Annotated in this window: 29 protein-coding genes; 16 read left to right on the top strand and 13 right to left on the bottom strand. The window is 59.3% G+C overall.

Annotated features, from left to right (window positions below; genetic code table 11):
* Nucleotides 1-75: 75 nt before the first annotated feature.
* The 5 genes from J7412_RS09485 to J7412_RS09465 form a co-directional block, all read right to left on the bottom strand.
* Nucleotides 76-276: a Trm112 family protein gene (locus J7412_RS09485; protein WP_209078751.1), complete on the bottom strand. Its 201-nt coding sequence runs from the start codon at nt 274-276 to the stop codon at nt 76-78.
* Nucleotides 276-920 carry an LON peptidase substrate-binding domain-containing protein gene (locus J7412_RS09480; protein ID WP_209064744.1) on the bottom strand — a complete coding sequence of 215 codons (645 nt, stop codon included), beginning with the start codon at nt 918-920 and terminating at the stop codon, nt 276-278. Before J7412_RS09480 ends, J7412_RS09485 begins: the two co-directional genes overlap by 1 nt.
* A 41-nt stretch (nt 921-961) precedes the next feature.
* Entirely contained in the window at nt 962-1,888 is a 927-nt protein-coding gene (locus J7412_RS09475) for a co-chaperone YbbN (protein ID WP_209078443.1), read from the bottom strand.
* A gap of 108 nt (nt 1,889-1,996) precedes the next feature.
* Nucleotides 1,997-2,785 carry an exodeoxyribonuclease III gene (gene xth, locus J7412_RS09470; RefSeq protein ID WP_209078442.1) on the bottom strand — a complete coding sequence of 263 codons (789 nt, stop codon included), beginning with the start codon at nt 2,783-2,785 and terminating at the stop codon, nt 1,997-1,999.
* 283 nt (nt 2,786-3,068) lie between these two features.
* Nucleotides 3,069-3,755 (bottom strand): response regulator transcription factor, encoded by a 687-nt coding sequence (locus J7412_RS09465; RefSeq protein ID WP_209064738.1) that lies wholly within the window; start codon nt 3,753-3,755, stop codon nt 3,069-3,071.
* A gap of 164 nt (nt 3,756-3,919) precedes the next feature.
* Here J7412_RS09465 and ribA point away from each other — a divergent pair, with 164 nt between their 5' ends.
* Nucleotides 3,920-5,011 (top strand): GTP cyclohydrolase II, encoded by a 1,092-nt coding sequence (ribA, locus tag J7412_RS09460; RefSeq protein ID WP_209078441.1) that lies wholly within the window; start codon nt 3,920-3,922, stop codon nt 5,009-5,011.
* Nucleotides 5,008-5,502 (top strand): L,D-transpeptidase family protein, encoded by a 495-nt coding sequence (locus J7412_RS09455; RefSeq protein ID WP_209078440.1) that lies wholly within the window; start codon nt 5,008-5,010, stop codon nt 5,500-5,502. Before ribA ends, J7412_RS09455 begins: the two co-directional genes overlap by 4 nt.
* Nucleotides 5,503-5,568: 66 nt before the next feature.
* On the opposite strand, the gene J7412_RS09450 is transcribed toward J7412_RS09455, so the two are convergent.
* The gene (locus J7412_RS09450; RefSeq protein WP_209078439.1) at nt 5,569-6,219 is read right to left on the bottom strand and encodes a YggS family pyridoxal phosphate-dependent enzyme; all 651 of its coding nucleotides are present in this window, start codon (nt 6,217-6,219) and stop codon (nt 5,569-5,571) included.
* Between the two features lie 108 nt (nt 6,220-6,327).
* Nucleotides 6,328-7,242 (bottom strand): porin, encoded by a 915-nt coding sequence (locus J7412_RS09445; protein ID WP_209078438.1) that lies wholly within the window; start codon nt 7,240-7,242, stop codon nt 6,328-6,330.
* A 343-nt stretch (nt 7,243-7,585) separates the two neighbouring features.
* Between J7412_RS09445 and J7412_RS09440 the strand changes: the two genes are divergently transcribed.
* Nucleotides 7,586-8,059 carry a DUF3576 domain-containing protein gene (locus J7412_RS09440; protein ID WP_209064727.1) on the top strand — a complete coding sequence of 158 codons (474 nt, stop codon included), beginning with the start codon at nt 7,586-7,588 and terminating at the stop codon, nt 8,057-8,059.
* Between the two features lie 101 nt (nt 8,060-8,160).
* On the opposite strand, the gene J7412_RS09435 is transcribed toward J7412_RS09440, so the two are convergent.
* Nucleotides 8,161-9,423, bottom strand: coding sequence for a glycosyltransferase family 4 protein (locus J7412_RS09435; protein ID WP_209078437.1), 1,263 nt, complete (start codon nt 9,421-9,423; stop codon nt 8,161-8,163).
* A gap of 185 nt (nt 9,424-9,608) precedes the next feature.
* Here J7412_RS09435 and leuS point away from each other — a divergent pair, with 185 nt between their 5' ends.
* Genes leuS through holA form a run of 3 tightly spaced genes read left to right on the top strand, consistent with a single transcriptional unit; the run spans nt 9,609 to nt 13,691 of the window.
* On the top strand, nt 9,609-12,179 hold the full coding sequence (leuS, locus tag J7412_RS09430; RefSeq protein WP_209078436.1) for a leucine--tRNA ligase: 2,571 nt from the start codon (nt 9,609-9,611) through the stop codon (nt 12,177-12,179).
* Nucleotides 12,166-12,669, top strand: coding sequence for an LPS assembly lipoprotein LptE (gene lptE, locus J7412_RS09425; protein ID WP_247743856.1), 504 nt, complete (start codon nt 12,166-12,168; stop codon nt 12,667-12,669). Before leuS ends, lptE begins: the two co-directional genes overlap by 14 nt.
* The gene (gene holA, locus J7412_RS09420; protein ID WP_209078435.1) at nt 12,666-13,691 is read left to right on the top strand and encodes a DNA polymerase III subunit delta; all 1,026 of its coding nucleotides are present in this window, start codon (nt 12,666-12,668) and stop codon (nt 13,689-13,691) included. The genes lptE and holA overlap by 4 nt, the downstream gene beginning before the upstream one ends.
* Nucleotides 13,692-13,731: 40 nt before the next feature.
* On the opposite strand, the gene J7412_RS09415 is transcribed toward holA, so the two are convergent.
* Nucleotides 13,732-14,106 (bottom strand): hypothetical protein, encoded by a 375-nt coding sequence (locus tag J7412_RS09415; protein WP_209078434.1) that lies wholly within the window; start codon nt 14,104-14,106, stop codon nt 13,732-13,734.
* 222 nt (nt 14,107-14,328) lie between these two features.
* Here J7412_RS09415 and J7412_RS09410 point away from each other — a divergent pair, with 222 nt between their 5' ends.
* Nucleotides 14,329-14,919 (top strand): glutathione S-transferase family protein, encoded by a 591-nt coding sequence (locus J7412_RS09410; RefSeq protein ID WP_209078433.1) that lies wholly within the window; start codon nt 14,329-14,331, stop codon nt 14,917-14,919.
* A gap of 65 nt (nt 14,920-14,984) precedes the next feature.
* On the opposite strand, the gene J7412_RS09405 is transcribed toward J7412_RS09410, so the two are convergent.
* Together J7412_RS09405 and J7412_RS09400 are read right to left on the bottom strand one after the other, a co-directional pair.
* The gene (locus J7412_RS09405; RefSeq protein WP_209078432.1) at nt 14,985-16,139 is read right to left on the bottom strand and encodes a TIGR03862 family flavoprotein; all 1,155 of its coding nucleotides are present in this window, start codon (nt 16,137-16,139) and stop codon (nt 14,985-14,987) included.
* Entirely contained in the window at nt 16,136-17,455 is a 1,320-nt protein-coding gene (locus J7412_RS09400; RefSeq protein ID WP_209078431.1) for a mechanosensitive ion channel domain-containing protein, read from the bottom strand. The genes J7412_RS09405 and J7412_RS09400 overlap by 4 nt, the downstream gene beginning before the upstream one ends.
* A 99-nt stretch (nt 17,456-17,554) precedes the next feature.
* Between J7412_RS09400 and J7412_RS09395 the strand changes: the two genes are divergently transcribed.
* Nucleotides 17,555-17,872 (top strand): HNH endonuclease, encoded by a 318-nt coding sequence (locus J7412_RS09395; RefSeq protein WP_247743855.1) that lies wholly within the window; start codon nt 17,555-17,557, stop codon nt 17,870-17,872.
* 82 nt (nt 17,873-17,954) lie between these two features.
* On the opposite strand, the gene J7412_RS09390 is transcribed toward J7412_RS09395, so the two are convergent.
* Together J7412_RS09390 and J7412_RS09385 are read right to left on the bottom strand one after the other, a co-directional pair.
* Nucleotides 17,955-18,566 (bottom strand): enoyl-CoA hydratase/isomerase family protein, encoded by a 612-nt coding sequence (locus J7412_RS09390; RefSeq protein ID WP_209078430.1) that lies wholly within the window; start codon nt 18,564-18,566, stop codon nt 17,955-17,957.
* A complete protein-coding gene (locus J7412_RS09385) occupies nt 18,563-19,315 on the bottom strand; it encodes an SDR family oxidoreductase (protein ID WP_209078429.1) in 753 nt (250 codons plus the stop codon). The genes J7412_RS09390 and J7412_RS09385 overlap by 4 nt, the downstream gene beginning before the upstream one ends.
* 164 nt (nt 19,316-19,479) lie before the next feature.
* Here J7412_RS09385 and J7412_RS09380 point away from each other — a divergent pair, with 164 nt between their 5' ends.
* The 8 genes from J7412_RS09380 to J7412_RS09345 all read left to right on the top strand — a co-directional run bounded on the left by J7412_RS09380 (nt 19,480) and on the right by J7412_RS09345 (nt 26,105).
* Complete coding sequence (locus J7412_RS09380; protein ID WP_209078428.1) at nt 19,480-20,982, top strand: DUF2125 domain-containing protein; 1,503 nt, start codon at nt 19,480-19,482, stop codon at nt 20,980-20,982.
* Between the two features lie 163 nt (nt 20,983-21,145).
* Nucleotides 21,146-22,012 carry a branched-chain amino acid aminotransferase gene (locus J7412_RS09375; RefSeq protein WP_209078427.1) on the top strand — a complete coding sequence of 289 codons (867 nt, stop codon included), beginning with the start codon at nt 21,146-21,148 and terminating at the stop codon, nt 22,010-22,012.
* Nucleotides 22,013-22,109: 97 nt separating this feature from the next.
* A complete protein-coding gene (locus J7412_RS09370; protein WP_209064702.1) occupies nt 22,110-22,565 on the top strand; it encodes a universal stress protein in 456 nt (151 codons plus the stop codon).
* A gap of 203 nt (nt 22,566-22,768) precedes the next feature.
* A complete protein-coding gene (rpsJ, locus tag J7412_RS09365) occupies nt 22,769-23,077 on the top strand; it encodes a 30S ribosomal protein S10 (RefSeq protein WP_044028221.1) in 309 nt (102 codons plus the stop codon).
* 12 nt (nt 23,078-23,089) lie between these two features.
* Nucleotides 23,090-23,809: a 50S ribosomal protein L3 gene (rplC, locus tag J7412_RS09360; protein WP_209064700.1), complete on the top strand. Its 720-nt coding sequence runs from the start codon at nt 23,090-23,092 to the stop codon at nt 23,807-23,809.
* Nucleotides 23,806-24,423: a 50S ribosomal protein L4 gene (rplD, locus tag J7412_RS09355; RefSeq protein ID WP_209064698.1), complete on the top strand. Its 618-nt coding sequence runs from the start codon at nt 23,806-23,808 to the stop codon at nt 24,421-24,423. Before rplC ends, rplD begins: the two co-directional genes overlap by 4 nt.
* Nucleotides 24,420-24,716, top strand: coding sequence for a 50S ribosomal protein L23 (locus tag J7412_RS09350; protein WP_058238271.1), 297 nt, complete (start codon nt 24,420-24,422; stop codon nt 24,714-24,716). Before rplD ends, J7412_RS09350 begins: the two co-directional genes overlap by 4 nt.
* Before the next feature lie 273 nt (nt 24,717-24,989).
* A complete protein-coding gene (locus J7412_RS09345; RefSeq protein WP_209078426.1) occupies nt 24,990-26,105 on the top strand; it encodes a Hint domain-containing protein in 1,116 nt (371 codons plus the stop codon).
* Nucleotides 26,106-26,123: the final 18 nt, after the last annotated feature.

Here is a 26,123-nt window from a genome sequence, read left to right as displayed (position 1 = left end):
AAATATCCCGGGGGTGAGCGCAAAGCGCGAGGGGGCTGGCCCCCTCAGCCTTCTTTCAATGGCTTAACTTTGAGTTCACTCGATCACGCGGGCTTCGTCGATCAGCATCACAGGGATGCCTGCGCGGATCGGAAAGGCAAGACCGGCGGCGCGGGAGATCAGCTCCTGCTTGTCCGCGTCATATTCCAACGTCCGGCCGGTCTGCGGGCAGACCAGCGCCTCCAGCATCCGGCGGTCAAATTTCGGGTCAAGCTGCGGCTCGCTTTGCGCATCCATCATTGTATCAAGTCCTCTCCGTCACCGCTGCGCAGTGCAAATTCCAAAAGTGTCACAAGGGTTTCGCGGCGCGTGGTCAACGAAGGCGCTTCCAGCAGCGCCTGTTTGTCCTCTGCGCCAAACTCCAAAAGCATCGACAGCGAGTTGATCAGCAACTCGTCATCGGCATCTTTGAGCGTGTCCCAGTCGGTCGACAGCTCGCGTTGGTCAAAATACCGCTTGAGCAGATCCATGAAGGCCGGGCGCTGAAAGCCCGGATCATTTTCCGTGCCGCCCAGATCGCGCTCAAAACCGTCCCATAGCACCTGACAGCGGCGGTAAGGCGCAAACCCTTCGACCTCCTGCAACACGCGAAAGCGGGAGACGCCCGAGAGGGTGATCAGATAGCGATTGTCATCGGTCTCTGAAAACTGGGTGATGCGCCCGGCGCAGCCGATGGTGTGCAGGCCGGAGCCGTCCCGCCCCGGCACCTCATTGGGCTGGATCATCCCGATCAGGCGCTCCGAGGTCTTGAGCGCGTCATCCAGCATCGCCAGATAGCGCGGTTCAAAGATATGCAGCGGAAGGCGCGCGCGGGGCAACATCAGCGCCCCGGGCAAAGGAAACACCGCCAGCGTTTCCGGAAGGTCAGCGGCTTTGAACATGGCAGAAGCCTACTCTGGAACGCCTGATCCGCAAAGCGAGATCATGCAAAGATCAGCGAGCTCAGTTTACGACGCCCATTGAGCACCACCGGATCATTGGCCGGAAGCGCCTCAAAAATGGTGAAGAGCTGGGCCTTGGCTGCGCCGTCGTTCCATTCGCGATCGCGGCGGAAGAGCTCCAGAAGCTCGGTCACGGCCTCTTCGACCTGATCGGCGGCATGCAGGGCCTGCGCCAGATCGAGACGCGCCTGATGGTTGTCGGGATCCGCCTCCACAGCCGCGCGCAGCTCGGCCACGGGCCCAGCATTCTCCGCCTGACGGGCCAACTCGATCTGCGCGCGCACCGCTTCGATTTCGGCGGCTTCGGAAATGGCCTCCGGCGCGCCGTTGATAACTGCTTCAGCCTGATCGGTCTGACCAAGCGCCAGATAGGCGCGCGCCATGCCCGCAAATGCGGCTGCGTTTTCAGGATCTTGCTCGGCAATGGCGGCAAAGGTTTCCGCCGCAGAGGTGGCATCGCCCTCGCCCAGCATCTCTTCCGCTGCGGCCAGCGCATCCGCCAGACCGCCATCCGGCATGGCGCCGCCACCGGCCTCAACCACGCGCGCCACAAAAGCGTCGATCTCGCTGGGCGGCAGCGCGCCCTGGAAACCGTCAACCGGCTGGCCCTGCCAGAAGGCATAGACGGTCGGGATGGATTGCACGCGCATCTGGCCTGCGATCATCTGGTTTTCATCCACATTGACCTTGGCCATTTTCACCGCGCCGCCCGCTGCGGTCACAGCCGCCTCAAGTGCCGGGCCGAGGGTCTTGCAGGGGCCGCACCATGGCGCCCAGAAGTCCACGATCACCGGCACAGTCATAGAGGCATCCACAACATCGGCCATAAAAGTGGCTTCAGATACGTCTTTGATCAGATCACCATTTGCGGGCGCGGTCTGTGCGCCTCCGCCAAGAATATCCATCATCTTTTGTCTCCGTCTGGACCTTGCCCCCTATATGGCGAGATGCGGCGCAGAAACCAAGGGAGGAGTTGGTTTTGGCGCGCAGCAAAAGCGGGCAAAGCCGCGGGTGTTTTACAGGTCGAAGGTGGCAAAGATCGGCGCGTGGTCTGACGGCTTTTCCCAGCCACGGGCGGCGCGCAGCACGCGGCTGGAATGCGCGGCGTTGGAAATATCAGGCGTGGCCCAGATATGATCGAGCCTGCGGCCCTTATCCGCCGCGTCCCAATCGCGCGCGCGATAAGACCACCAGCTATAGAGCTTGCCCTCGGGGATGTCCTGCCGGGTGATATCGACCCAACCGCCCGCCTCCTGGGTTTCGGCAAGTTTTTCGACCTCAATCGGGGTGTGGCTCACCACTTTCAGCAGTTTCTTGTGATCCCAGACGTCATCTTCGCGCGGGGCGATGTTGAGATCGCCGACCATGATGGATTTGCTCATGTCTTCGCGTTTGAAGTAGTCCCGCATGTCCGCCAGATAATCGAGCTTCTGGCCAAACTTCTCGTTTTGCTCGCGATCCGGCACGTCGCCGCCCGCGGGTACGTAGAAATTGTGCACTGTCACACCGTTCTCCAGCCGACCTGCGATGTGGCGGGCATGGCCGAGATCGGCAAAATCTTCACTGCCTGCTTCCTCCATGGGGATCTTTGAGAAGATCGCCACGCCGTTGTAGCCCTTCTGGCCGCGCGCCACCATGTGGGTGTAGCCAAGGGCGGCAAAGCTTTCCATCGGGATCTTGTCCACGGGGCTTTTACATTCCTGAAGGCAGAGCACATCAGGCGCTTCTTCCTGCATCAGCTTTTGCACAATCGGCTCGCGCAGACGCACGGAGTTGATGTTCCAGGTGGCAAGCGTGAATGACATGGAGCTCTCCCTCAGATGTTTGACGCGACCCTACGCGGGCGGGCGGGTGCTGCCAATCCGAAAGCTGCGCCAAGACAGAGGCGTCCAGACCCTAGGCACAAAAAAAGGCCCGAGCCGGAGCCCGGGCCAGTCCAACAGGGAGGTTCATGTCATAACCCGGACATGGGCGGGAACTCTTTGGTCTTTGCAAATGGTGCGCGTTTCAAATTTGTCACCGCACCATTGTAACATATTTAGGGGCTGCCGTGGTTGTGCAAAGTCCCACAGCAATCCATCGGCGGTTTTATGCCACCAGCCGGTAACCGCCGCTTTCGGTGATCAGCAGCCGTGCGTTGGAGGGATCGGGCTCGATCTTCTGACGCAGACGGTAGATGTGGGTTTCCAGCGTGTGGGTGGTGACACCGGCATTATACCCCCAGACCTCGTGGAGCAGCACGTCGCGCGCCACAACACCTTCGGTTGCCCGGTAGAGGAACTTCAGGATGTTTGTCTCTTTCTCGGTCAGGCGGATCTTGCGGTCATCTTCGGTGGTCAAGAGCTTCATGGACGGCTTGAACGTATATGGCCCAAGCTGGAAGACCGCGTCTTCAGATTGCTCATGCTGGCGCAGCTGCGCACGAATCCGCGCAAGCAGCACCGGGAACTTAAACGGCTTGGTCACATAGTCGTTTGCGCCCGAATCAAGGCCCAGAATGGTGTCTGCGTCGCTGTCATGACCGGTCAGCATCAGGATCGGGCTTTTCACGCCCTGCTTGCGCATCAGACGGCAAAGCTCGCGGCCGTCGGTATCCGGCAGACCCACATCCAGAATGATGATGTCATACAGGCCTTCTTTGACACGGCTCATGGCATCTGCGCCGTTGGCCGCTTCAAACACGTCAAAGTCTTCGGTCATCACCAACTGCTCAGACAGCGCCTCGCGCAGATCGTCATCATCGTCTACCAGCAGGATTTTTTTCAATTGCGCCATGTGCCGCCTCCTCGTTTGAATTGCTTGGTAGACGATTTGAGGCACCAATTCATTTACAACAAGATTTGCTGCAAAACTCTCACGCCCTCGTGTTTCAGCAGCGGCAAATGTTTCATATTGCTGCAAGGGACGCTACATGTGTGGCCCAACCAATTGAGAATCTCATGAGTTTTGCACCTGACATCATCGAACGACTGGCCCGCGCGCGTGCAGATCTGCGGATGGGGGTGCCGATTGTTTTGACCGGAGGCGCTGTGCCTTTGCTGGTGCTGGCGGCAGAAACCCTGACCGACGCACGGCTTGACGATGTGCGCATGCTTGGCGAAGAGCCGCATCTGGTGATCACCGCGCGGCGCGCCGAAACCCTAAAGGCCCGGGCCTATGACGGCGATGTGGCGCGGATTTCGCTGCCCAAAGATGCAGGGCTGAAATGGGTTCAGAGCATTGCGGCGCCGGAAGATGATCTCAAAAGCCCAATGAAAGGGCCGCTGGCCACAGCACGTGACGGGGATGCCGACCTGCACCGTGCCGCGGTGAAACTGGTGAAATCCGCGCAACTTCTGCCCGCAGCTCTCACGGTGTCTTTGCCCGATGCGGCGCAATTCGCGCTCGATCATGGCCTCACGGTGATACCGACGCCCCTTGCCGCGCCCCATCTCGCAGCCACAAGCCCGCTGCATCCGGTGGTGCATGCGCGCTTGCCCATGGCGGCGGCCGAGGCTGGGCGGCTGCATATTTTCCGCCCCGAAGACGGTGGCGCAGAACATTACGCGATTGAGATCGGACGTCCTTCCAGAGACAAGCCAGTGCTTGCCCGCCTGCATTCAGCCTGTTTCACCGGTGATGTGCTCGGCAGCCTGAAATGTGACTGCGGCCCGCAGCTGCACGCGGCACTGGATCAGATGGGCATCGAGGGCGAAGGCGTCCTGCTGTACCTCAATCAAGAGGGCCGTGGCATTGGGCTCGCCAATAAAATGCGCGCCTATTCGCTTCAGGATCAGGGGTTTGACACGGTTGAGGCCAATCACCGGCTGGGCTTTGAGGATGATGAGCGCGATTTCCGCATTGGCGCCAAAATCCTGCAAGAGATGGGATTTGCCCAGGTGCGTCTGCTGACCAACAACCCGCGCAAGATTGACATGATGGAAAAGGCTGGTGTTTCCGTGGCCGAGCGCGTGGCGCTTAAAGTGGGCCAAAACGCCCACAACCAAGCCTATCTCGCCACCAAAGCCCATAAATCCGGCCATATGTTATGACCCCAAATGATCTGGTGCTGACCCCGCGCGGGGTGCGCTTCAAAGGCCGGTATTTCCCCTGCAGCATCGGCAAAGGCGGCATCAGTGACACCAAGCGCGAAGGTGACGGGGCCACGCCCCGCGGGGTGCACAAAATCGTCGGCATGCTCTATCGCGCTGATCGCCTTGCGGAACCGCGCCCATGGGCGCTCCCGATTGGCAAAGACGATCTGTGGTGTGATGCACCGGATCACGCAGACTACAACCAGCAGGTGCGCGGACCATTTGCCGCCAGCCATGAGGTGATGCGCCGCGCGGATCCGCTGTATGATCTGATCCTGATCACCGACTGGAACTGGCAGGAGGCCGTTTCGGGGCGCGGGTCAGCCATTTTCCTGCATCAATGGCGCCGCCCCGGCTATGCCACAGAGGGCTGCATCGCCTTCAGCCGCGCCGATCTTCACTGGATCGCTGCGCGGGTCGTCCCCGGCACACGGGTGATTGTGCCCTAAGCACGCGCATTCTCATTCCTGAAATATCCCCGCCGGAGGCATCCGACCTTATCGGACGGTCGTGCCTTATGTGGTCCGCGCGCCAAAGATGGCAGATCCCACGCGCACATGGGTCGCCCCGAGCGCCACCGCGCGCTCATAATCGCCGCTCATCCCCATGGACAGGCCTGCCAGATCATTGCGCTTGGCCAATTTGGCGAGCAGCGCGAAATGCAGCGCTGGCTCTTCATCCACCGGTGGGATGCACATCAGCCCTACGATGGGCAGATCCAACGCGCGGCATTCGGCAACAAAGGCATCCGTGTCGGCCGGCAGAATGCCCGATTTCTGAGACTCGTCGCCGGTGTTGACCTGAATAAACAGATCAGGGCAGCGCCCTTCCTCCTGCGCCAGCCGCGCCAGCGTATTGGCCAGCTTGGGACGATCGAGCGAATGGATGGCGTCAAAAAGACCCATCGCCTGTCGGGCTTTGTTGGTTTGCAGAGGCCCCAGCAGATGCACTTTGGCATCCGGGTAGGTTTCCCGAAACGCGGGCCATTTGCCTGCCGCTTCCTGCACCTGATTTTCTCCAAAAAGGCGGTGGCCTTGGGCCAACACCTCGGCGACGCGCTCGTCCGGCTGGCGTTTGCTCACGGCAATCAGCTGGGTTGCGCCAGAAGCCCGCCCTGCAGAGGCTTCAGCTTTGACGATACGTTGGGAAATTTCGGTCAGCGACATGGGCGGCCTCTATCAATGGTATTGGGGCGCGACAAATCATGCTTTGGCACAAAAAGAAAGGGGCAGGCTCTTGCGAGCCCGCCCCAAAGACTTGGTGTCTATCAACTATTAGAAGTTGAAGACCACACCCAGGTCGCCAACGGTGTTGCCGGAAGCGTTGGATGCAACACCTGCGCCCAGGGAAACGCCGCCACCCAGGGAGTGGGAAACGCCAACACCGTATGCGGTGTCGTTTGCGTCGTTACCACCGGTGGAGATGTGCGCGTTCACGGAAGTTGCCGCGGAGATGGTGTAGGAACCGGAAGCACCGAATGCTACGTCGTCCATGTTGTCGTTGTCAGCAACCAGTACGGAGTAACCGAAGTCGCCGAAGGAACCGTCAACACCGATTGCCCACTGAGTGTTGTCTTGATCGCTATCGCCCCACATCACACCAACGTTGTGTGCGCCGAAGTTGTAGCCGCCACCGATCTGCCAGTATGCGTCACCGTCGCCAGAACCGTTGGAACCAGATTCCTGAGAGTAGGAAGCAGAACCGGTGAAGTCACCTGCGGTGTAACGCAGTTTGATGGTCTGGTTGTCGTCGTCGCCGGAGCCCGCGAAACCGTTACGGTCGAAGCCGGAGAAGTTGGAGGTCTGACCGGAGATCGCGGTGTAACCGATTTCGAAGCCGGACCAGTTCAGAACGTCGCCGGAGTCGAATACGTCGGATACGGAACCAACGTCAACACGGATGCCGCCGGTGGACACTGCGAAGCCAACGCCGCCAGGGCCGGTGCCTTCAGAGCCGAAGCCGTCATCTTCTTGTGCTTGAAGACGGATACGGCCTTCGAACTTAACGCCACCATCGGTTTCGGTCAGACCGGTGATGTTCACACGGATACGGTGATCCAGGATGGTTTCGTCTGTCAGACCTTCGTCGTAAACCAGACCGAAGCGGCCTGCACCGCCGAAAGTTACGTCTGCTGCTGCAACGGATGCGGTTGCAACCAGAGCAGTCGAAGCGAAGAGAATCTTTTTCATGATTTTTCCCTCGGATTTCCAATTCATGCGCCCAACCCGGAGAATCCGTAATTGGGTATGCGGTAGTCTCTCGCTCTTTTGGGGGTATTTTGGCAAGCATAGCGCAAAGCTTTAAGAGATTGTAAGTCGACATGGTGCAGACATGCCACAGTCCTGCCACAACGCTAGATACTTCCTATATCGCATCGTTATTTCTCACCGCTGAAAAGCCCCTTACGCAAAGGCAAGTTTCACAGGAACGTACCAAGATACTAGACCATAACAGGCACTTTACCCCCAAGAGCCTTGCTCAACAGGCACAGCTTGGCTAGGACGGTTACAAACCACGTCTTGAGGCAGTTTTATGGAACTTCTACGTCGCCCCGTGCTTTTGGTTGCTCTTGTGGCGGCCACCACCCTGACCGCTTGCGGAAACCGCAATAATGGATCCGGCCTGTTGGGAGAAGTGCGTCCCGCAGATACTACGGCGGAAGAAGATACGCTCTGGGATGCCTTTGGACCGGACAATGCGGATCAGACGGTGCGCGTGAACAAGTATATTTGGGCGGCGTCGCTTGAGGTTCTGGATTTTCTGCCGGTGCAGACGGTTGACCCCTTCAGCGGTGTGATTTCAACCGGCTATGGCACACCTCCGGGTGGCGGGCGTTCTTACCGTGCCACTGTGTTTGTGCGCGATGCGGCGCTTGATGCGCGGTCGCTGAATGTGGCGCTGCAATCCAATGGCGGCCGCGCGGTACCTGAGAGCACGGCACGTGCGGTGGAGGATGCGATTCTGACACGGGCACGCCAGTTGCGGATCGAAGATAAGAAGATCTGATCCGAAGCGAGATCTGAAAAACAAGAGCCGCAGTTTTCGCTGCGGCTTTTTTGATTGAGAGACGACTGCCTTGATAACGGATCGTGGCGAACGCCCCGGCCTTAGCTGCGCAGGGCGCCGGGGGGCATGGCGTGAAGCTTGTCGATCCAGGCCAGTTGCTCGGGCAGGCATTGGGTCTGCAGATCATAATGCGTGACGGCAAACTCTCTAGAGGCCTTCCCCATCTGCGCGCGCATTTCGGGATCCTCAAGCACAGTGCAGATTTCATCCACCATCTGTTCCTTCTCAAAGAAGGGGAATAGCCGGCCGGTTTCGCCGTGGGTGATGACTTCGGCCACAGGGGCGGTGTCACTGGCCACAATCGGTGCGCCGATGGCCATGGCTTCCAGCAGCGACCAGCTGAGCACGAAGGGGTAGGTCAGATAGACATGTGCCCGGCTGATCTGCAGCATCGACAGGAACTGGTCATAAGGCACTTTGCCGAGGAAATGTACACGCTCCCAATTGGGGGTCGGAATCTGGCCGCGCACTTCATCAATGTAGATTTGTTTCCATGTCTGGCCTTTCGGCGGAGCTGAGCCGTAGCTCACCTCATCCCCGCCGACGATCACGACTTGCGCCTTGGGGCGGCGTTTCAGCAGCTCCGGCAGCGCGCGCATAAAGACGTGGTAGCCGCGATAAGGTTCCAGATTGCGGTTCACAAAAGTGATCACCTCATCCTCGCGGGACAATACGCTGCCGTCCGGAAGCGTGAGCTGCGCATCTGGATTGGGCCGCACGACCTCGGTGTCGATGCCATCGTGGATCACGCTGATGATCCCTTGATACTCCTCCGGGAAGGTCGAGGCCTGAAAACGGGTCGGGCTGATGCAGAGGTCGACAGATTGCCGGTGCATCATATTGTTGAGGTTCTTCAGGCGCAGGCGGATGGAATCTGTGTCCGCATTGGCCTTGGGAAACTCCGGATCAAAGTCGGTGTCCTGATCGTTGAGCGAATAATAGAGCTCGCTGTAGAGACCGATGCGCGCGGTTGGCCAGAGATCGCGCAGAAACATCGGCTCGCCCCAGCCGGGATGCGCCACAATCACATCGGGCACATAGCCTTCCTGATCGCGCAGATTGCGCGCCGCAGCAAAACAGGCCTCTGCCCGCAGCACCTTGGTTTCAAAATCCACGAGCCACGGGTGCAACCCCTGAGAGGGTTTGCGCTTGATCCCATAAGGGTAGATTTGAACACCCTTCCAATTTCCCGGCTCCGTGACACGTAGGGTGATGCAGCGCACGTCATAGCCACGCGCGGCCAGCTCTGGTGCAAGATGCTTAAACTGCCCAGGGAAATTCTGGTGAATGAAAAGGATCTTCAAACGAATGTACCTGTCAAAATTTTCTGTTTTGAACTGTATAACGTAGAAATCGGCGCTGAGAAGCCAAGCAGACGCCTAAAATGCGCCGCTTCTTGCTGGACCAAGGGCGCAGAGCGGCCTATCACCTTCCAAAACCCGCGCCACGTGTTTGGTGGCAGAGACCAGAATCAAAAAGGTGACACCCTATGTCGCGCTACAGCCCCGCCGAGATTGAAGCCCGCTGGCAGGAAGCCTGGGCCAAGACCGAGACTTTCAAAGCCGTTCGGGATGAAAGCAAACCCAAGTATTATGTGCTTGAGATGTTCCCCTACCCGTCGGGCAAGCTGCATATGGGGCATGTGCGCAACTACACCATGGGTGATGTGATCGCGCGTTACAAAATCTCCACCGGGCACAATGTGCTGCATCCGATGGGCTTTGACGCCTTTGGTATGCCTGCGGAAAACGCGGCGATGGCGAGCGGCGGCCACCCCAAGGACTGGACCTATTCCAACATCGACACGATGGTGGAGCAGATGAAACCGCTGGGCCTGTCGCTGGACTGGTCGCGCATGTTTGCCACCTGTGATGAGGATTATTACGGCCAGCAACAGGCGCTGTTCCTGGATTTCCTCGAAAAAGGCCTCGTCTACCGTAAGAACGCTGTGGTGAACTGGGACCCGGTCGACATGACCGTTCTGGCCAATGAGCAGGTGGAAAACGGCCGTGGCTGGCGCTCTGGTGCGCTGGTGGAGCGGCGCGAGCTGACTCAGTGGTTCTTCAAGATTTCGGACTACTCCGATGAGCTGCTGACCGCGCTGGACGGGCTGGAGAACTGGCCTGCCAAAGTGCGTCTGATGCAGGAGAACTGGATCGGCAAGTCACGCGGTCTGGAATTTGGCTTCGAGCGTGTGGATGGCGGTGAGGCGATCACTGTATACACCACCCGCCCCGACACGCTGATGGGCGCGTCTTTTGTTGGTATTTCCCCGGATCACCCGATTGCCAAAGAACTTGAGACCTCAAACCCCGAGGTTGCAGCCTTTGTGGCGGAGTGCCGCAAGGGCGGCACCACGGAAGAGGCGATCGAAACCGCAGAGAAGCTGGGCTATGACACCGGCATTCGGGTGAAACACCCACTGAACCCGGAGTGGGAGCTGCCGGTCTGGATCGCGAACTTCATTCTGATGGATTACGGCACCGGCGCGATTTTTGCCTGCCCGGCGCATGACCAGCGCGACCTTGATTTCTGCCGCAAGTATGACCTGCCGGTCACAGACACCTTCTTTGCGCTTGGCAACGAAGTGCCGGTGGAGAACACCGCCTTTGTGCCCGGCAAAGACGAAAAGGTGAAATGGGTGAACCATTTTGCCGGTCTGGATGAGGCCACCGGCCAAGAGGCCATCGACACCACCATCGACTTCGCCGAGAGCGCAGGCTGGGGCAAAGGTGTGACCAACTTCCGTCTGCGTGACTGGGGCCTGTCCCGTCAGCGCTATTGGGGTTGCCCGATTCCGGTTGTGCATTGCGAAAACTGTGGCGTGGTGCCCGAAAAGAAAGAGAACCTGCCGATTGCGCTGCCTTATGATGAGGACGGCAAGGCGATTGATTTCTCCGTGCCCGGCAATCCGCTCGACCGTCACCCAAGCTGGCGCAACTGCAGCTGCCCGAACTGTGGCGCGCCTGCCCAGCGTGAAACAGACACCATGGACACCTTTGTGGACAGCTCCTGGTATTTTGCGCGTTTCACCGCGCCACAGGCGGACACGCCGACTTCCATGGAGGACGCGGCTTATTGGATGAACGTCGATCAGTATATCGGTGGCATTGAGCACGCGATTTTGCACCTGCTTTATTCGCGCTTCTTTGCGCGGGCGATGCACATCTGTGGCCACCTGCCCGAAAGCGCCAAAGAGCCGTTTGATGCGCTCTTCACCCAAGGCATGGTGACCCACGCGATCTATAAGAACGCCGAGCGCACCGATGACAATGGCCGCACGATCTATCACTACCCTGCGGAAGTGGAAGAGCGCGACGGCGGCACATTTGTGAAAGAGACCGGCGAGGCGGTGGAGGTGATCCCTTCTGCCAAAATGTCCAAATCCAAAAACAACGTGGTGGATCCGGTGGACATCATCACGTCCTTTGGGGCCGATACAGCGCGTTGGTTTGTGCTTTCTGACAGCCCGCCCGAGCGCGATGTGGAATGGACGGCGTCTGGCGCGGAAGCGGCCTATAAGCACCTGAGCCGAGTCTATCGCATTGCCACTATGGGCATGAACAATGGCGGCGTCCCTACCCACGATGCAGCGCTAGATAGAGAAACTCACAGATGTGTCCGTGACGTTACTAATTCCATAGAGAATTTTGCATTTAATGCTGCAATTGCTCGTTTGTATGCGTTTACAAATGCTATCGCAAAGTCAGACGCTGATGCTCCCGCAAAAAATCGTGCGATGAAAACGCTTGCCCAGTTGATGTCTCCTATAACCCCCCATCTCTCACAAGAGATTTGGCAAATTCTGGGCGGCGAAGGACTGGTGGTGAATGCGGCCTGGCCTGTGGCGGATGAGGCGATGCTGGTTGAGGCAAATGTGACCCTGCCGATCCAGATCAACGGCAAACGCCGTGGCGAAATCACCGTGGCCAAAGACCTCGCAAAAGAAGAGGTTGAAAAACTGGCGCTGGCCCATGAAGCTGTGGCACGTGCGCTGGATGGGGCCCAGCCCAAGAAATTGATCGTTGTCCCCGGTCGGATCGTGAATGTCGTCGTTTAACCGCCGCTCTTTTCTCCTGTCAGCCGCCGCCCTTGGCATCCCCTTGGGCGGCTGTGGCTTCACGCCGGTCTATGGGCCGGGGGGTGGCGGGCAGAACCTGCTCAACAATGTGTTGGTGGATGAGCCCAACGCCAATGAGAGCTTTCTTCTGGTGCGAGAGCTGGAAGACCGGCTGGGTCAGCCCGGAGTGAATGCCGAATACGGCCTGTCGCTGGCGCTTGATCTGTCAGAACGCGCGGTGGGGCGTACCGTGGCGCAGGAAACCGACCGCTTTGATGTGATCGGATCCGCCACCTATGCCTTGCGCGGGATCGACAGCAAAGAGGTGCGCACCTCGGGCAAGGTCTCCTCTTTTGTGAGCTATTCCGCAAGCGGCAGCACCGTATCAGAACTGGCGGCGCGTCAGGATGCCTATGAGCGCCTGAGCGTTATTCTGGCGGACCGGATTGTGGCGGAACTTCAGGCGTTTGAGGCGGCTGCAGCCACATGAAAATGAGCGCGCGCGAGGCCAACCGGTATTTTGGCAAGCCGGAGCCGGATCGCACCGGTGTGCTGATTTTCGGGCCAGATGCGATGCGCGTGGCGCTGAAGCGCCAGGAGCTGATTGCCGCGCTGATTGGCCCGCAGGGCGAAGAAGAAATGCGCCTCACGCGCATTCCCGGCGCGGAGCTGCGCAAAGACAAGGCGCGGCTGAATGATGCCATCAAGGAGGTGAGCTTCTTTCCCGGCCCGCGCGTGGCCTTTGTGGAGGATGCCACCGATGCCACCGCCCCCGCTATTCTGTCCGCGTTGGAAGACTGGGCGCCGGGGGATGCGCAGATTGTGATCACCGCGGGGCAGCTCAAGGCGAGCTCCAAAATCCGCAAGGCCTTTGAGGGGCACAACAATGCCTATGCGGTGGGGATCTATAATGATCCGCCCAGCCGCGAAGAGATTGAAGCCGACCTAAAAGCCGCCGGATTGCGTGACATTCAAGGCGAGGCAATGACCGATCTGGCCAACCTCGCCAAGGAGCTGGATCCGGGTGACTTCCGCCAGACCTGTGAAAAGCTCGCGCTCTACAAATTCAAAGATGACACCCCTGTCACCTCAGAAGATGTGATGGCCTGCGCGCCGGTCTCGACTGAGGCGGCGCTGGATGATGTGCTCAACATCGTGGCGGAGGGGCGCGCGCAGGAACTGGGGCCGGTGTTGCGCAAGCTGGAGGCGCAGGGGGTGAACCCGGTTTTGCTGATCATCTCCGCAACCCGCCATTTTCGCGCGCTTTACAGCGCAGCCGCTGACCCCGGTGGGGCCTCGGCGGGCATTGCCAAGATGCGCCCGCCGATCTTTGGCCCGCGCCGCGACCGGATGACCCGTCAGGCCTCAGGCTGGGGGGCGGCAAAACTCGAGCAGGCTCTGACCGGATTGACAGACACCGACTTGCAGCTGCGCTCCGCCGGGCAACGCGCCCCGGAGATGGCGCTGGTTGAGCGGCTGTTCCTGCGTCTTGCGATGCTGGCCCGGCGCTAGAACGGAAGCCTAAACTGAGAACCGGTCAACAGCGTGCGCTCTAAGACACCGTATAGGTGAAGGACGCGCCCTCACCGCGATTTCTTGTACCCATGAGTTGATTGCCGTCGAGCACAAATAGCTGGCAGTCTTCCGCTGAAGGACCGCTCGGTCCCTGGCTGAGTGTGCGACAGAAGAAACCATCTTTCATCACATAGGTTCCTACAATGGGCGTTCCGTCCCAGCTCCCACTCAGTGTCCCGTCTTCCAATATCACGATTGATTGCCCAGCATTGAGCGTAAGTGTTTTGCCAAAAACAGCACTCATGTCTTCTTGTGTGGCAAGTTGTTTTGCCTTGCCTTTACCGCTGCTTGGCACATCCTGGCAGGCGGCAAGCGCAGTGCAAAATATTGCTGTGGAAAACAAAAATCTCATAAATCTACCCTCAAAATCATTACGAACACAGTGGCTCGAGTATCGCCGAAAGAGGTCAAAAATTCAATATTACTGACCTTCGCAAGGAGCTCTCGAGCCAGACCTTCCGGTGTTTTGGTAGTGCATCCTAAGTGATGTCGACCGAACGTCATTTCTGCGCGCGCTGACTTGATTGCCACCGCACGCGGATGCAGCATTTACTCAAGCAGAGGGAGAGCAGCCATGTATGAAGTGATCGGGAGCCCGACGAGCCGCGCCATTCGCGTGCTCTGGATGCTGGAGGAGCTGGGCCAGCCTTATAAGCTCCATCCGGAGCAGCCGCAGACCGAGCTGGTGAAATCCCACAATCCGAGCGGGAAAATTCCGATCCTGATTGAGGGGGCTGAAAAGATCACCGACAGCACCGCCATTCTGACCTATCTGGCGGACAAACACGGGGCGCTGACCGCGCCCAAGGGCACAGTGGCGCGGGCGCATCAGGACAGTCTCACCCAGCAAATTCTGGATGAGGTGGAGGCGGGATTATGGACCGCGAGCCGCCACAACTTCATTTTGCCCGAGGCGCGCAGGGTGCCTGCGATCAAAGAGACGCTGATCTGGGAGTACAACCGCGGCATCAACAATGTGATGGCGCGGCGCAAGGGGGCCTATCTGATGGGGGAGGAGATCACGATCCCCGACATCATCCTGACCCATTGCGCGACCTGGGCGAAATTTGAAGGGTTCAGCACCGACAATGCGGAGCTGGTGCCTTATATCAAACACACCCGCGCCCGGGCGGCGTTTCAACGGTTATTGCCAAAGAAAGGCTAAGGGGCCAGCCCCTCTTGGCCCTGACGGGCCAATTCACCCCGGGATACTTCAGGAATGAGAAGCCCTTAGGAGTTGGCGAGCCATTCGGCCGCGGCCAGACCCGCCCAGCGACCGGTGGCGAGGCAGGCGGTCAGCAGATAGCCTCCTGTGGGGGCCTCCCAGTCCAGCATTTCGCCAGCGGCAAAGACCCCCGGGCGGGTTTTGAGCATCAGATCGGCAGTAAGATCCTGAAAACGCAGGCCGCCAGCGGTGCTGATGGCTTCATCCATCGGGCGGGGGCCGGCATGGGTGATCGGCAGCGCCTTGATCAGGGGGGCGAGGTCTTGGGGCAAGGGTTGGCCAAACTCCATCAGCAGCGCCTGTTTTTCCGGGCTTAGTTTCAGGGTTTTGCGCAGGTGATTGGCTCGGCTGGCTTTGCCGCGCGGTTTGGCGAGGCGTGTGCGGATGTCTTCAAGGGACATGTCTGGCAGCAGATCCAGCGCGAGCTGTGCCCCTTCGCGCATGGGGCGGGAGAGCGCATAGATGCCGCCACCTTCCAAACCGCGCTCTGAGATCACAAATTCCGCGCGCAGTGCCTGATCCCCGGCGCGCAGGATCACGTTTTTGACAGGGGTGCCAAAATGGCGGCTCATATGCGGCGACCACGGCACCACAAAACCCATATTGGCGGGCTGAAACGGGACCAGAGGCAGGTCCAGCCAATCGGCCCAAGCGCCGTCAGAGCCGAGCCGCGCCCAGCTTGCGCCACCGCAGGCCAGAACGCAGACTTTGGGTGACAGGCTCTGCGGCCCTTCTGGAGTGTCAAAGACAAAAGCCCCGCCGGTCCAACGCCAGCGGGTGCGGATCTCCACCCCTTGTGCAGAGAGCCGGTGCAGCCAAGCGCGCAGCAGCGGGGAGGCTTTCATAACGTTGGGAAAGACACGGCCGGAGGAGCCGGTGAACATCTCCTGCCCCAGATCTTCTGCCCATGAAATGGCCTGTTGCGGGCCAAAGGCCTTCAACATCGGCAGGAGAGGCTGCGCGGCCTCTGCATAGTGGGCAAGGAAAGGCGCGAAAGGCTCGTCTTTGGTGAGGTTGAGACCGGATTTCCCCGCCATCAGGAATTTGCGCGCCACAGAGGGTTTGGCCTCCGCAACCAGCACGCTGTGGCCTTGGGCAGAGAGCATATCTGCGGCCATCAACCCGGCAGGGCCTGCTCCGATGATCAGCGCGTCGCTCATGCGGTCTGTTCCGGCAGGGGTGTTTTAAGCTCCACCACGCGGTGCGGATACGGAATGGTGATGCCTTCGGCCTTCAGCGCGTTCCAGATCAGGAAGAGCACATCGGACATGAATTTGTTTTTGCCGTCATCAATGCCTTCGACCCAGAATTCGACGGCAAAATCCACGCCACTGTCGCCAAAGCCGCGCAGCTCGCAATCGGGCGGAAACGGGGTGGTGAGCACGCCGGGGTGTTTGGCCACGGCGGCCTCGATGATGGCGGGGACCTTGTTGATGTCAGTGTCGTAGCTGACGGAAAACGGCGCCTCATAGCGGTTGGCGGAACCGCTGTCTGAGTAGTTGACCACGCGGGTGGTGATGAAATCCTCGTTGGGCACCACGATCCAGCGGCCATCGTAGGTTTCCAGAATGGTGGCGCGGGCGGTCATCTTGATGATGGTGCCTGCCTCGCCGCCGTCCAGCTCCACATAGTCGCCCACGGTGGCCTGCCCCTCAAGCAGCAGGATCACGCCGGAGATGAAGTTTGAGGCAATCTTTTGCAGGCCAAAGCCAAGGCCGACACCAATCACACCGGTCAGCACCGCCAGAGAGGTGAGCGAGATGCCCATGATGTTCATCACCAGAAGGAAGGCGACGCCGAAGATGGCGATCTCGATCGTTTTGGCGATCAGCTCGCGCATGGCGGGGCGCATCTCTTCCTGTTTCTTGATGAACTGGCTGGACTGGTCGTTGGACCAGCGCCCGAGCCAGAAGATCGCGCCTGCGACCACCACAAAGCGGATCGCAAAGAGCACGGAGAACGACAGGTTGCCCAGCGGCACCACCGTGGCGTCCAGATAGGCCATCGCAGGGTCCAGCAGCCCTAGCGCATAGAGCGCGGCCACAGGCACAAGGATGTAGCGGCCCAGCACCTGCATCACCGGATCAGAGATCACCTCTCGCACAAGAATGCGCACGGCGAGGAAAAGAAACACCCGTTTGCCAAAGGCGATCACCGCGCCGGAGCCAAAGAGCGAGCGGGTGACGCTTTCCCCCAGACCGGTGAAGACATAGGCGAGCAGAGGCAGCAGGAGCGGCAGAAACAGCGCCACAAAGCGGCGGGCGCGGGCGATGTAGCTGTCCTGCCCTTCAGGCGGGGTCAGCAGACGGCCCAGCAGCGGGTGCAGTTTACGGCTGGTATAAAGCGCGACCAGATAGGCGATGAGCAGAAGCGCAAATTGCGACCAGGCGGCGGGGCTGAGAAGCCAGCCTTCTGCGATGCCCCAAAGGCGTGTGGCCTCTTGCAACGCGGTGTCCAGAATCTCCGCTTGGTTCATGAGATGCCTGCTTGCTGTGTGATTTCCATGGCTTATCCTCTTGCCTGCCTGTTGCAGGCAACTCAATCAAAAACCGCGCCGGGACGGAGGGGGAAAATTATGTCAGAAGGCGCATCGGATAACAGCGGGATGCCGATCTGTCCGCTGTGTGGCCGCCCAATCCCTCCTGAGGCGCGCCAGAGCAGGCATCATCTGATCCCCAGATTGCGCGGCGGCAAGGGCGGGGAGACGGTGCTGTTGCATCAGATTTGCCACAATGAAATCCACGCCACCCTGTCAGAAACCGAGCTGGCGCAGAGCTTTCACACCATCGCCGCGCTGCAGGCGCATCCACGGCTCGCAAAGTTCATTCGCTGGGTGGGAAAGCGCCCGCCAACGTTTCATTCCAAAACCCCGGGCGGGCGGCGAAAGCGGTAAAGGGCTTACGGCGGCCCCGATGGCGGGAAGATTTGGCTGCGCGGGCAAGAGCGGATGCCCCCTCCTGCCCGCTGCAAAAGTGTCAGATGCACATCGCCTTGATGCCCGCGGCGATCTTTGGATCGGCGGCCAGCGTGTCTGCTGCCAGAGTGCGCGCGGCGGCCACCACGTCGCCGTCTTCCACCAGCTGATCGACCAGACCAAACTGATAAGCATCAGGCGCGGTGATTTTGGCGCCGCCCATCAGGATGAGCTTGGCGCGTGCCGGACCCACCAGTGCGGCGAGACGGGCCGGATCAGAAGGCTGTGGCAGAAAGCCCAACTTCATGACCGGGTAGAAGAATTTGGCAGCGGGCACAGCCAGACGCAGATCGCAGGCCAGCGCCATACCGTTGGCCCCGCCCGCAAGCGTGCCGTTCAGGGCAGCGATGGTCAGCCCCGGCAACGCGGCAATGGCGCTGGAGAGACGCTCCCACACAGGGCTGGTGGCGAGGCCGGTGCGGGCCTCCTCCAGATCAGCCCCGGCGGAGAAAACGCGGCCTTCGCCGGTCAGGATCAGCACACGCGCTTCTTGGGCGGCTTCGGCGATCTCCGCCAGTTCGGTCAGCATCGCCTCGGTCAGGGAATTGGCCTTGTCCGGGCGGTTGATGGTGACAATCCACAGCCCGGAGTCTTCTTTGGTCAGTTCAATCATATCAGTCCAACTTTGCGGCGGATGTCTTCGGCGCGCAGGGAGATCTCATCGCCGAGCCATTCGTCGGCCTCGGCCCCGCACATCCACATCAGGCAGCGCGCAGGCCACTCTGGCGGGATGTGGTCAGACCAGTCCAGCTTGCTGACCGGGTTGATGCCGCTGGCCTTGATCTCGCGTTGCATCTGGGTGGCCACGGTGCCGGGGCTGAGGCCAATGGCGCGGATGCCGTTGTGGCGCGCTTCTTTGTCGATACAGCGGGTCAGCATGTTCACCGCCGCTTTGGAGGCACAATAATGGCTCCAGGCCTCAACCGGGCCGTGCGCCGCGCCGGAGGAAATGGTCAGGATGGTGCCGCCGCCAGCGGCCTCCATGATCGGCATGGCTGCGCGCATGCCGTGATAGACACCTTTGAGATTGATATCGATGACTTTGCCCCAAGCCGCAGGATCGGAGGACGCCAGATGAGAGATCGGCTCCACGACACCGGCGTTGTTGATCAGAACGTCCAGGCTGCCGAAGATTTCAACCGTGGAGTTCAGGGCCGCTTCAACCTCGGCGTAATCCGCCACGTCACACTGAATGGCGCGGGCTTTCTCGCCAATCTCGGCCGCAATGGCCTCAATGTCACCGGTGCTGCGGGCCAGAAGCACAACATTTGCGCCTGCCTCGGCAAAAAGCCGCGCAGCAGACGCGCCAATACCACGGCTCGCTCCGGTGATCGCAACAGTTTTTCCGGAAAAATCACTCATAAAAACACTCCTTATGGTGTCGTCTTGGTCAACTCGTAAGGGGCTGGTGCGGATCCGTCCAGCCCTATGGCACTCGGAAAATTGATTTGGAGGCGCTTGGGCCTTGACCCTCCTTAATCTTCATCAGAGGTTAGGCCAAATGCTTTGAAAAGGTAGACTAAGTTATGCATATTTCAGCCTCTGGCGTCTTTTCGACCACAGCTTTGGCGACGGTCCTTTTTGCCCAGTCTGCAGTGGCGGATGTCAGCGCGCGCGACGTCTGGCAACATTGGCAAGACTATATGGCCGCTTCCGGCTATTCGATTGAGGCCACCGAAGCCGAAGACGGGAACACCCTGTCGATTTCGGACATGAAGGTCCTGATGGCTTTCCCAGAAGACGAAGCCGAGGCGGTTGTCGACTTTGGCGATATGGCGCTGGTGGAGAACGGCGATGGCACCGTGTCGGTTGTGCTGCCGGAGAACAAGGCGGTGTCGGTGAGCTCTGACGCCACGGAAGAGTCCTTTGCGATCACACTGACGCTGAATGGCGATCTGAGCACCGTTGTGTCCGGCAAGCCTGAGGCGCTGACCTACACCTATGGGGCCAGCGAAGCGACAATCGACGTCACCGAGCTGGTGGTGGACGATGAGGCGGTCGAAGGGATCGACATTGGCATGGTGTTGGCGGGTGTGACCGGCATGTCGGAGCTGATCCTTGGGGAGGACACCACCAACCGTGGGACCTCCGAGATCGAGAGCTTCACATTGAATGTGATGGCGCGCGAGCCGGAAGGCGATGAGGCGCTGGATGCGGTTGTGACGCTGAGCGGGTTGAAAGCACAGGCGGAAAGCACCCTGCCGGATGTGGATTTTGATGATGATGCGGCAGCCCTGTTCACCGACACGTTCAGCGTCACCGGCGGCTACACCTATGACGGCATGACCGCTGAGCTGACCTATAACGACGGGCGTGCGCCGGGCAAATTCGCGCTGAGCAGCGGCAAAGGTGATCTCACCTTGGATATGAACAGCAAGCATGTCTCTTACGAAGGCAGCGCCACGGACACGAACTTCAGCGGTGCAGGCGGCGAGCTGCCGATCCCGGTGGATGTGACCTTTGGCGAATTTTCCTATGGGTTTGATGTGCCGCTGTCCGCCTCTGAGGAGGCGCAGGATTTTGGCCTGAAGCTTGCGCTCAAGGACTTCTCGGTCTCCGAGCTGCTATGGAGCATGTTTGACCCGACCCAAGCGCTGCCGCGTGATCCGGCGACGCTGATTGTGGACATCGCTGGCAAGGGCACCATTCTGACCGATCTGTTCACGCTGGATGAGAACACCACTGAGGTGCCAGGCGAGCTGAACAACATTAGCCTGAACGAACTGCGCCTGACTCTGGCCGGTGCGAGCGTGGAAGGCGCAGGCGACTTTGTCTTTGACAACAGTGATCTGGAAACCTTTGACGGGCTGCCACGTCCGGAAGGCGCGGTAGACCTGACCATCAACGGCGTCAACGGGCTGATGGACACATTGGTCAGCATGGGCTTGCTGCCTGAAGATCAGGCTCTGGCAGCCCGCTTTATGATGGGCACCTTCACCAAACCGGGTGCAGGTGAAGACACTCTGACCTCCAAAATCGAGGTCAACGAGAAAGGCCATGTGATGGCCAATGGTCAGCGCCTGCGCTAAGCGCGGTCCCGAGATCACTGACAAGCCCTGCCGACCCCGGTGGGGCTTTTCTTTTTTGGGTGCCCACCATCGAAAGGAATGGGTCAGCTTTTTTGCCATTGTCGGGCTGGACGTTGAGTAAAGCGCGGCATAGTGTCCGAGCAAGCTTGAGAGGGGTTATACTATGGCAACCGGCAGCAACATTCGCACCTATTTCAACGGCAGCTGGCATGACGGCGACGCGCCGATTATGCGCGCCGCAGATCATGGCGCGTGGCTGGGATCCTCTGTTTTTGACGGCGCGCGGATGGTGAATGGTCTGACCCCGGATCTGGACAAACACTGCGCGCGCACCAACCGCTCCGCCGAGGCGCTGTTGCTGACACCAACGGTCAGCGCAGAGGAAATGGTGGAGATCGCGAAAGACGGCTTGAAAGCCTATGCCCCCGGCGCCGCGGTTTACATCCGCCCAATGTACTGGGGCATTGATGGCGACGCGACAGCCATCGTGCCAAGCGCAGACACAACGGGCTTTGCCCTCTGCCTTGAGGAAATCCCGATGGCTGCGCCAGAAGCCGCCGCCACCCTGACCAAAACCCGGTTCCGCCGCCCAGTGCTGGAAAGCGCGGTGGTCAATGCCAAGGCAGGCTGTCTCTATCCAAACAACGCGCGCATGCTGCGTGAGGCCCGCAACAAAGGCTTTTCCAACACGCTGACCTGTGACGCGATGGGCAATGTGGCGGAAACCGCGACCGCCAATATCTTTATGGTCCGCGACGGTGAAGTGTTCACGCCGGTGCCAAACGGCACCTTCCTCGCAGGCATCACCCGTGCGCGTCACATTGAAAACCTGCGCGCAGATGGTGTGACCGTGCATGAAACGGTGCTTGGCTATCAGGACTTTGAAGAGGCCGATGAGGTCTTCATGTCCGGCAATATGAACAAAGTGACGCCTGTAAGCGCCTTTGATGACCGCCAGTATCAGACCGGACCAATCACACGGCGTGTGCGCGAGCTTTATTGGGACTGGGCTGCCTCAAGCGCGGCCTGATCGGCGCTAACCGGCCTAAGACGTTGGGGATTTTGGCGCAAACAGATGTTGCGCCGCCCCACCCTAAGCGGCATGATCTCCGAAAGGGAGAAATGTGATGCGCAAGTTCCTCGTGGTGCTGGATGACAGCCGGGAATGTCTCAATGCGATGCGTTTTGCCGCGATGCGGGCGGCAAGCACCGGTGGGGGTGTGAAAATCCTGTCGGTCATTCCGCCGGAAGAGTTCAATCACTGGATTGGTGTGAGCGATCTGATGCGCGAAGAGGCGCGGGAGCGAATCGAGGTGCATTATGAGGTGTTTGCCAAATGGATGCGGGACCGCCAGAACGTCGACCCGGAGCTGAAGATCCGTGAAGGCGAAGCGGTGACAGAGATCCTGTCTGAAATCCGCGAAGACCCCGAAATTGGCGTTTTGGTCCTTGGCGCAGGCAACGATCGCAAAGGGCCCGGCCCTCTGGTGTCGCAGATGTCGCGCAACTCCGGCAGCCTGCCGATCCCGATCACCGTGGTGCCCGGCGATCTGACCAAAGAAGAGCTTGAGGCGATTACGTAAGAGACACACAGAGGCGTCGTGTCTGTCTTACAATTGCGCGCTCACGCAAATACCCCTTGCCCGCTTGGCAAATCGGCTGTAAAGGGCGCTGGTTCCCTATGGGAATAGGAAGGCGGGGTGATTCCCGCTTTTTGAGTTCGATGAGGGTTTGCGGTGGTCGCAGGTCCTCCTCTCAACTCCAACGCCTAAAAAAGGCTGACGAAATGCAAAGTCAAAACATTCGCATTCGGCTGAAGGCTTTTGATTACCGTGTCCTGGATGCCAGCACACAGGAAATCGTGAACACTGCAAAGCGCACCGGCGCGCAGGTTCGTGGCCCGATCCCGCTTCCCAACAAGATTGAGAAGTTCACCGTTCTGCGTGGTCCTCACGTAGACAAGAAATCCCGCGATCAGTTCGAGATCCGTACGCACAAGCGTCTTCTCGACATCGTTGATCCGACCCCGCAGACCGTAGACGCGCTGATGAAGCTCGACCTGGCGGCCGGCGTGGACGTGCAGATCTCTGTTTAAGGAGAATATCTGATGCGTTCCGGTATTATCGCAAAGAAAGTGGGCATGACCCGCTTGTTCATGGAAGACGGTAAGCAGATCCCTGTGACCGTTCTCCACCTCGACGGCCTGCAGGTTGTTGCACAGCGCACCGAAGAGAAAGACGGCTACACCGCCGTTCAGCTCGGCGCTGGCTCCGCCAAGGCCAAACGCACCTCCCAAGCCATGCGTGGCCACTTCGCAGCAGCGAAAGTGGAACCAAAGCGCAAGCTGGTTGAGTTCCGCGTTCCAGCAGAAGGCCTGATTGAAGTGGGCGCGGAAATCTCCGCAGAGCACTTCGTTGAAGGTCAGAAAGTGGACGTTGCGGGCACTTCGATCGGTAAAGGTTTTGCCGGTGCCATGAAACGCCACAACTTCGGCGGTCTGCGCGCAACACACGGTGTTTCGATCAGCCACCGTTCGCACGGTTCCACCGGTCAGTGTCAAGACCCGGGCCGCGTGTTCAAAGGCAAGAAGATGGCCGGTCACATGGGTGCGGTTCGCGTAACCACCCAAAACCTCGAAGTCGTGAAAACCGACGCCGAGCGTGGTCTGCTCTTCATCAAAGGCGCTGTGCCTGGCTCCAAAGGTGGCTGGGTTTCCGTTAAGGACGCCGTGAAGAAGAAAGCGCCTGAAGGTCTGCCATTCCCGGCGGCGATCAAGGCAGCAGCAACCGAAGCAGCAGAAGCGCCTGCGGAAGGTGGTGAAGCATGAAACTTGACGTGATCAAACTCGACGGCTCCAAAGCTGGTTCAGTTGAACTGTCCGAAGATCTCTTCGGTCAGGAACCACGCGCGGACATCCTGCACCGTGTGGTCCGATGGCAGCGCAACAACGCGCAGGCCGGCACCCACAAGGTGAAGACCCGTTCGGAAACTTCCTACTCCACAAAGAAGATCTATCGCCAAAAAGGCACCGGTGGCGCACGCCATGGTGACCGCAACGCGCCGATCTTCCGTGGTGGTGGTATCTACAAAGGTCCGGTTGTTCGCAGCCACGGCCACGATCTGCCTAAGAAGTTCCGCAAGCTGGGCCTGAAGCACGCCCTGTCCGCCAAAGCGAAAGCAGGCGAGCTGGTTGTGATCGAAGATGCAGCAGCTGAAGGCAAGACCGCAGCTCTGGCCAAGCAGGTGAAAAACCTGGGCTGGAAACGTGCTCTGGTCATCGACGGCGCATCCGTGAACGAAGGCTTCCTGAAAGCATCGCGCAACATCGACGGTCTGGACATCCTGCCGACCATGGGCGCGAACGTCTATGACATCCTCAAGCGTGACACTCTGGTGATCACCAAAGCGGGGATCGAAGCACTGGAGGCTCGTCTGAAATGAGCGCGAAGGCAGAACACTACGATGTGATCCGCAAGCCGGTCATCACCGAGAAATCCACCATGGCGTCCGAGAACGGCGCAGTGGTTTTCGAAGTGGCGATCGACAGCAACAAACCACAGATCAAAGAAGCTGTTGAAGCGCTCTTTGGTGTGAAGGTCAAAGCGGTCAACACCACCATCACCAAGGGTAAAGTCAAGCGTTTCCGCGGCCAGCTCGGCAAGCGTAAAGACGTGAAAAAGGCTTACGTGACCCTGGAAGAAGGCAACACGATCGACGTGTCCACCGGTCTGTAATAGACCCCGCCTTAAGAAATTAAGAGGCCGTTCGAGTTTCGGGCGGCCTTTTTTGTTGCCCGCTGGTCGCTTGCGGTCAGCCCCCTGCGCAAGGCCCCGCAGGCAGCCAAAACCGCCCCGGCAGATTCTGTTAACCTTTGGGGCGTAAAATGACAGCCACAACCCAATAAATTTAAGACTTCACGTTTGAACGCGTTAACCAATTAAATTGGTTCAAACTTGAATCAAATACTTCGTGTGTTAGTAGGTTCCTTATGGTGATGGGTAATTTTCATGGCTCCAAAGAATTTAATCATTAACGGCACATTCGATGCGGGTGCATCCGGATGGAGCGGCAGTGATATTGAAGCAAACCACAAAGAGACGGCGTATCTGCACAACGGCTCGCAAAACGCGGTGTCCGAGCTGGATGGGCGGCGTGGGCTGACCACTGTTCTTGAGCAGAGTTTTGAGGTGTCTCACGGCACCGACACAGAGCTGACCTTTGATTCTGCCCTGCGGAACGCCTCGAATCGCAACGCGGGCAAAGAAGGCTTCAACGTTGAAATTCTGGATGCAGACGACAAAGTCATAGCCTCCATGGAAGTGCGCCCAACGGCCAATGAGCTGTTGGAGTTTTCGCTGCCGGTCTCTTTTCCGAAAGGCGGCACCTATACGCTGCGGTTTACCGAGCGTGACCCCAACGACAGCCTTGGCGCGATTGTCGACAATATTTCGTTGATGGTCTGTTTTGCAGGCGGCACGCGGATTGCCACGGCCAACGGCACAAAGGCCGCGCGCGACATCGAGATTGGGGATGTGGTGCGCACAGAGACCGGCCTCAAACCCGTGCGCTGGGTTGGCCGCCGACAGCTTACGGCCGAAGCGCTGGCGCAGGACGAGAAGCTGCATCCGGTGAGAATCGCCGCTGGTGCGCTGGGTCAGGGTCTGCCGGAGCGCGACCTCTTTGTCTCCCGTCAGCACCGCATGGCTGTGCATTCCCCGATTTGTCAGCGCATGTTCGGACAGAAGACCGCGCTTGTGGCGGCCATCCGGCTGTGCGGTCTGCCCGGCATTTCCCTGCATCGCCCCTCCTCAGAGGTGGACTATGTGCATCTGCTGTTTGATCAGCATGAGGTGGTCTTTGCCGAAGGCTGCCCGAGCGAGAGCCTGCTGTTTGGCAAGATGACGGAATGCGCGCTGTCCCGTGAGGCGGTTGCGGAGATCAAGGCGATCTTTCCGGAGACCCGCGATGCCGCGTTTGTCGCCAAAAGCGCTTATGTGATCCCAGAAAACCCGCGGCAGAAACAGCTGGTCCGCCGCCTGCAGAAGAACCATCGGGCGGTGCTTGAGGGCTATGCGCCATCACAGGGGCGTACCGACCTGCAAGGGTTGGTGACAGCGGCCTAAGGATGGCGCGCCTGCGCC

The organism is Shimia sp. R9_3 (assembly GCF_017743755.1).
Lineage (GTDB): Bacteria > Pseudomonadota > Alphaproteobacteria > Rhodobacterales > Rhodobacteraceae > Shimia.
The sequence above is the reverse complement of the archived record's forward strand: the minus strand, read 5'-3'. Positions and strand labels throughout refer to the sequence as shown.

What these genes read in the sequence shown, in the direction of transcription:
- J7412_RS09475 (WP_209078443.1), bottom strand. Translation starts at nt 1,888, where the DNA reads ATGATGGATATTCTTGGCGGAGGCGCACAGACCGCGCCCGCAAATGGT.
- xth (WP_209078442.1), bottom strand. Translation starts at nt 2,785, where the DNA reads ATGTCATTCACGCTTGCCACCTGGAACATCAACTCCGTGCGTCTGCGC.
- J7412_RS09345 (WP_209078426.1), top strand. Translation starts at nt 24,990, where the DNA reads ATGGCTCCAAAGAATTTAATCATTAACGGCACATTCGATGCGGGTGCA.
- J7412_RS09465 (WP_209064738.1), bottom strand. Translation starts at nt 3,755, where the DNA reads ATGGCGCAATTGAAAAAAATCCTGCTGGTAGACGATGATGACGATCTG.
- J7412_RS09455 (WP_209078440.1), top strand. Translation starts at nt 5,008, where the DNA reads ATGACCCCAAATGATCTGGTGCTGACCCCGCGCGGGGTGCGCTTCAAA.
- J7412_RS09380 (WP_209078428.1), top strand. Translation starts at nt 19,480, where the DNA reads ATGCATATTTCAGCCTCTGGCGTCTTTTCGACCACAGCTTTGGCGACG.
- J7412_RS09390 (WP_209078430.1), bottom strand. Translation starts at nt 18,566, where the DNA reads ATGATTGAACTGACCAAAGAAGACTCCGGGCTGTGGATTGTCACCATC.
- lptE (WP_247743856.1), top strand. Translation starts at nt 12,166, where the DNA reads ATGTCGTCGTTTAACCGCCGCTCTTTTCTCCTGTCAGCCGCCGCCCTT.
- rplC (WP_209064700.1), top strand. Translation starts at nt 23,090, where the DNA reads ATGCGTTCCGGTATTATCGCAAAGAAAGTGGGCATGACCCGCTTGTTC.
- J7412_RS09440 (WP_209064727.1), top strand. Translation starts at nt 7,586, where the DNA reads ATGGAACTTCTACGTCGCCCCGTGCTTTTGGTTGCTCTTGTGGCGGCC.
- leuS (WP_209078436.1), top strand. Translation starts at nt 9,609, where the DNA reads ATGTCGCGCTACAGCCCCGCCGAGATTGAAGCCCGCTGGCAGGAAGCC.
- J7412_RS09450 (WP_209078439.1), bottom strand. Translation starts at nt 6,219, where the DNA reads ATGTCGCTGACCGAAATTTCCCAACGTATCGTCAAAGCTGAAGCCTCT.
- rplD (WP_209064698.1), top strand. Translation starts at nt 23,806, where the DNA reads ATGAAACTTGACGTGATCAAACTCGACGGCTCCAAAGCTGGTTCAGTT.
- J7412_RS09350 (WP_058238271.1), top strand. Translation starts at nt 24,420, where the DNA reads ATGAGCGCGAAGGCAGAACACTACGATGTGATCCGCAAGCCGGTCATC.
- ribA (WP_209078441.1), top strand. Translation starts at nt 3,920, where the DNA reads ATGAGTTTTGCACCTGACATCATCGAACGACTGGCCCGCGCGCGTGCA.
- J7412_RS09445 (WP_209078438.1), bottom strand. Translation starts at nt 7,242, where the DNA reads ATGAAAAAGATTCTCTTCGCTTCGACTGCTCTGGTTGCAACCGCATCC.
- J7412_RS09400 (WP_209078431.1), bottom strand. Translation starts at nt 17,455, where the DNA reads ATGAACCAAGCGGAGATTCTGGACACCGCGTTGCAAGAGGCCACACGC.
- J7412_RS09480 (WP_209064744.1), bottom strand. Translation starts at nt 920, where the DNA reads ATGTTCAAAGCCGCTGACCTTCCGGAAACGCTGGCGGTGTTTCCTTTG.
- holA (WP_209078435.1), top strand. Translation starts at nt 12,666, where the DNA reads ATGAAAATGAGCGCGCGCGAGGCCAACCGGTATTTTGGCAAGCCGGAG.
- J7412_RS09415 (WP_209078434.1), bottom strand. Translation starts at nt 14,106, where the DNA reads ATGAGATTTTTGTTTTCCACAGCAATATTTTGCACTGCGCTTGCCGCC.
- J7412_RS09485 (WP_209078751.1), bottom strand. Translation starts at nt 276, where the DNA reads ATGGATGCGCAAAGCGAGCCGCAGCTTGACCCGAAATTTGACCGCCGG.
- rpsJ (WP_044028221.1), top strand. Translation starts at nt 22,769, where the DNA reads ATGCAAAGTCAAAACATTCGCATTCGGCTGAAGGCTTTTGATTACCGT.
- J7412_RS09410 (WP_209078433.1), top strand. Translation starts at nt 14,329, where the DNA reads ATGTATGAAGTGATCGGGAGCCCGACGAGCCGCGCCATTCGCGTGCTC.
- J7412_RS09385 (WP_209078429.1), bottom strand. Translation starts at nt 19,315, where the DNA reads ATGAGTGATTTTTCCGGAAAAACTGTTGCGATCACCGGAGCGAGCCGT.
- J7412_RS09375 (WP_209078427.1), top strand. Translation starts at nt 21,146, where the DNA reads ATGGCAACCGGCAGCAACATTCGCACCTATTTCAACGGCAGCTGGCAT.
- J7412_RS09405 (WP_209078432.1), bottom strand. Translation starts at nt 16,139, where the DNA reads ATGAGCGACGCGCTGATCATCGGAGCAGGCCCTGCCGGGTTGATGGCC.
- J7412_RS09370 (WP_209064702.1), top strand. Translation starts at nt 22,110, where the DNA reads ATGCGCAAGTTCCTCGTGGTGCTGGATGACAGCCGGGAATGTCTCAAT.
- J7412_RS09395 (WP_247743855.1), top strand. Translation starts at nt 17,555, where the DNA reads ATGTCAGAAGGCGCATCGGATAACAGCGGGATGCCGATCTGTCCGCTG.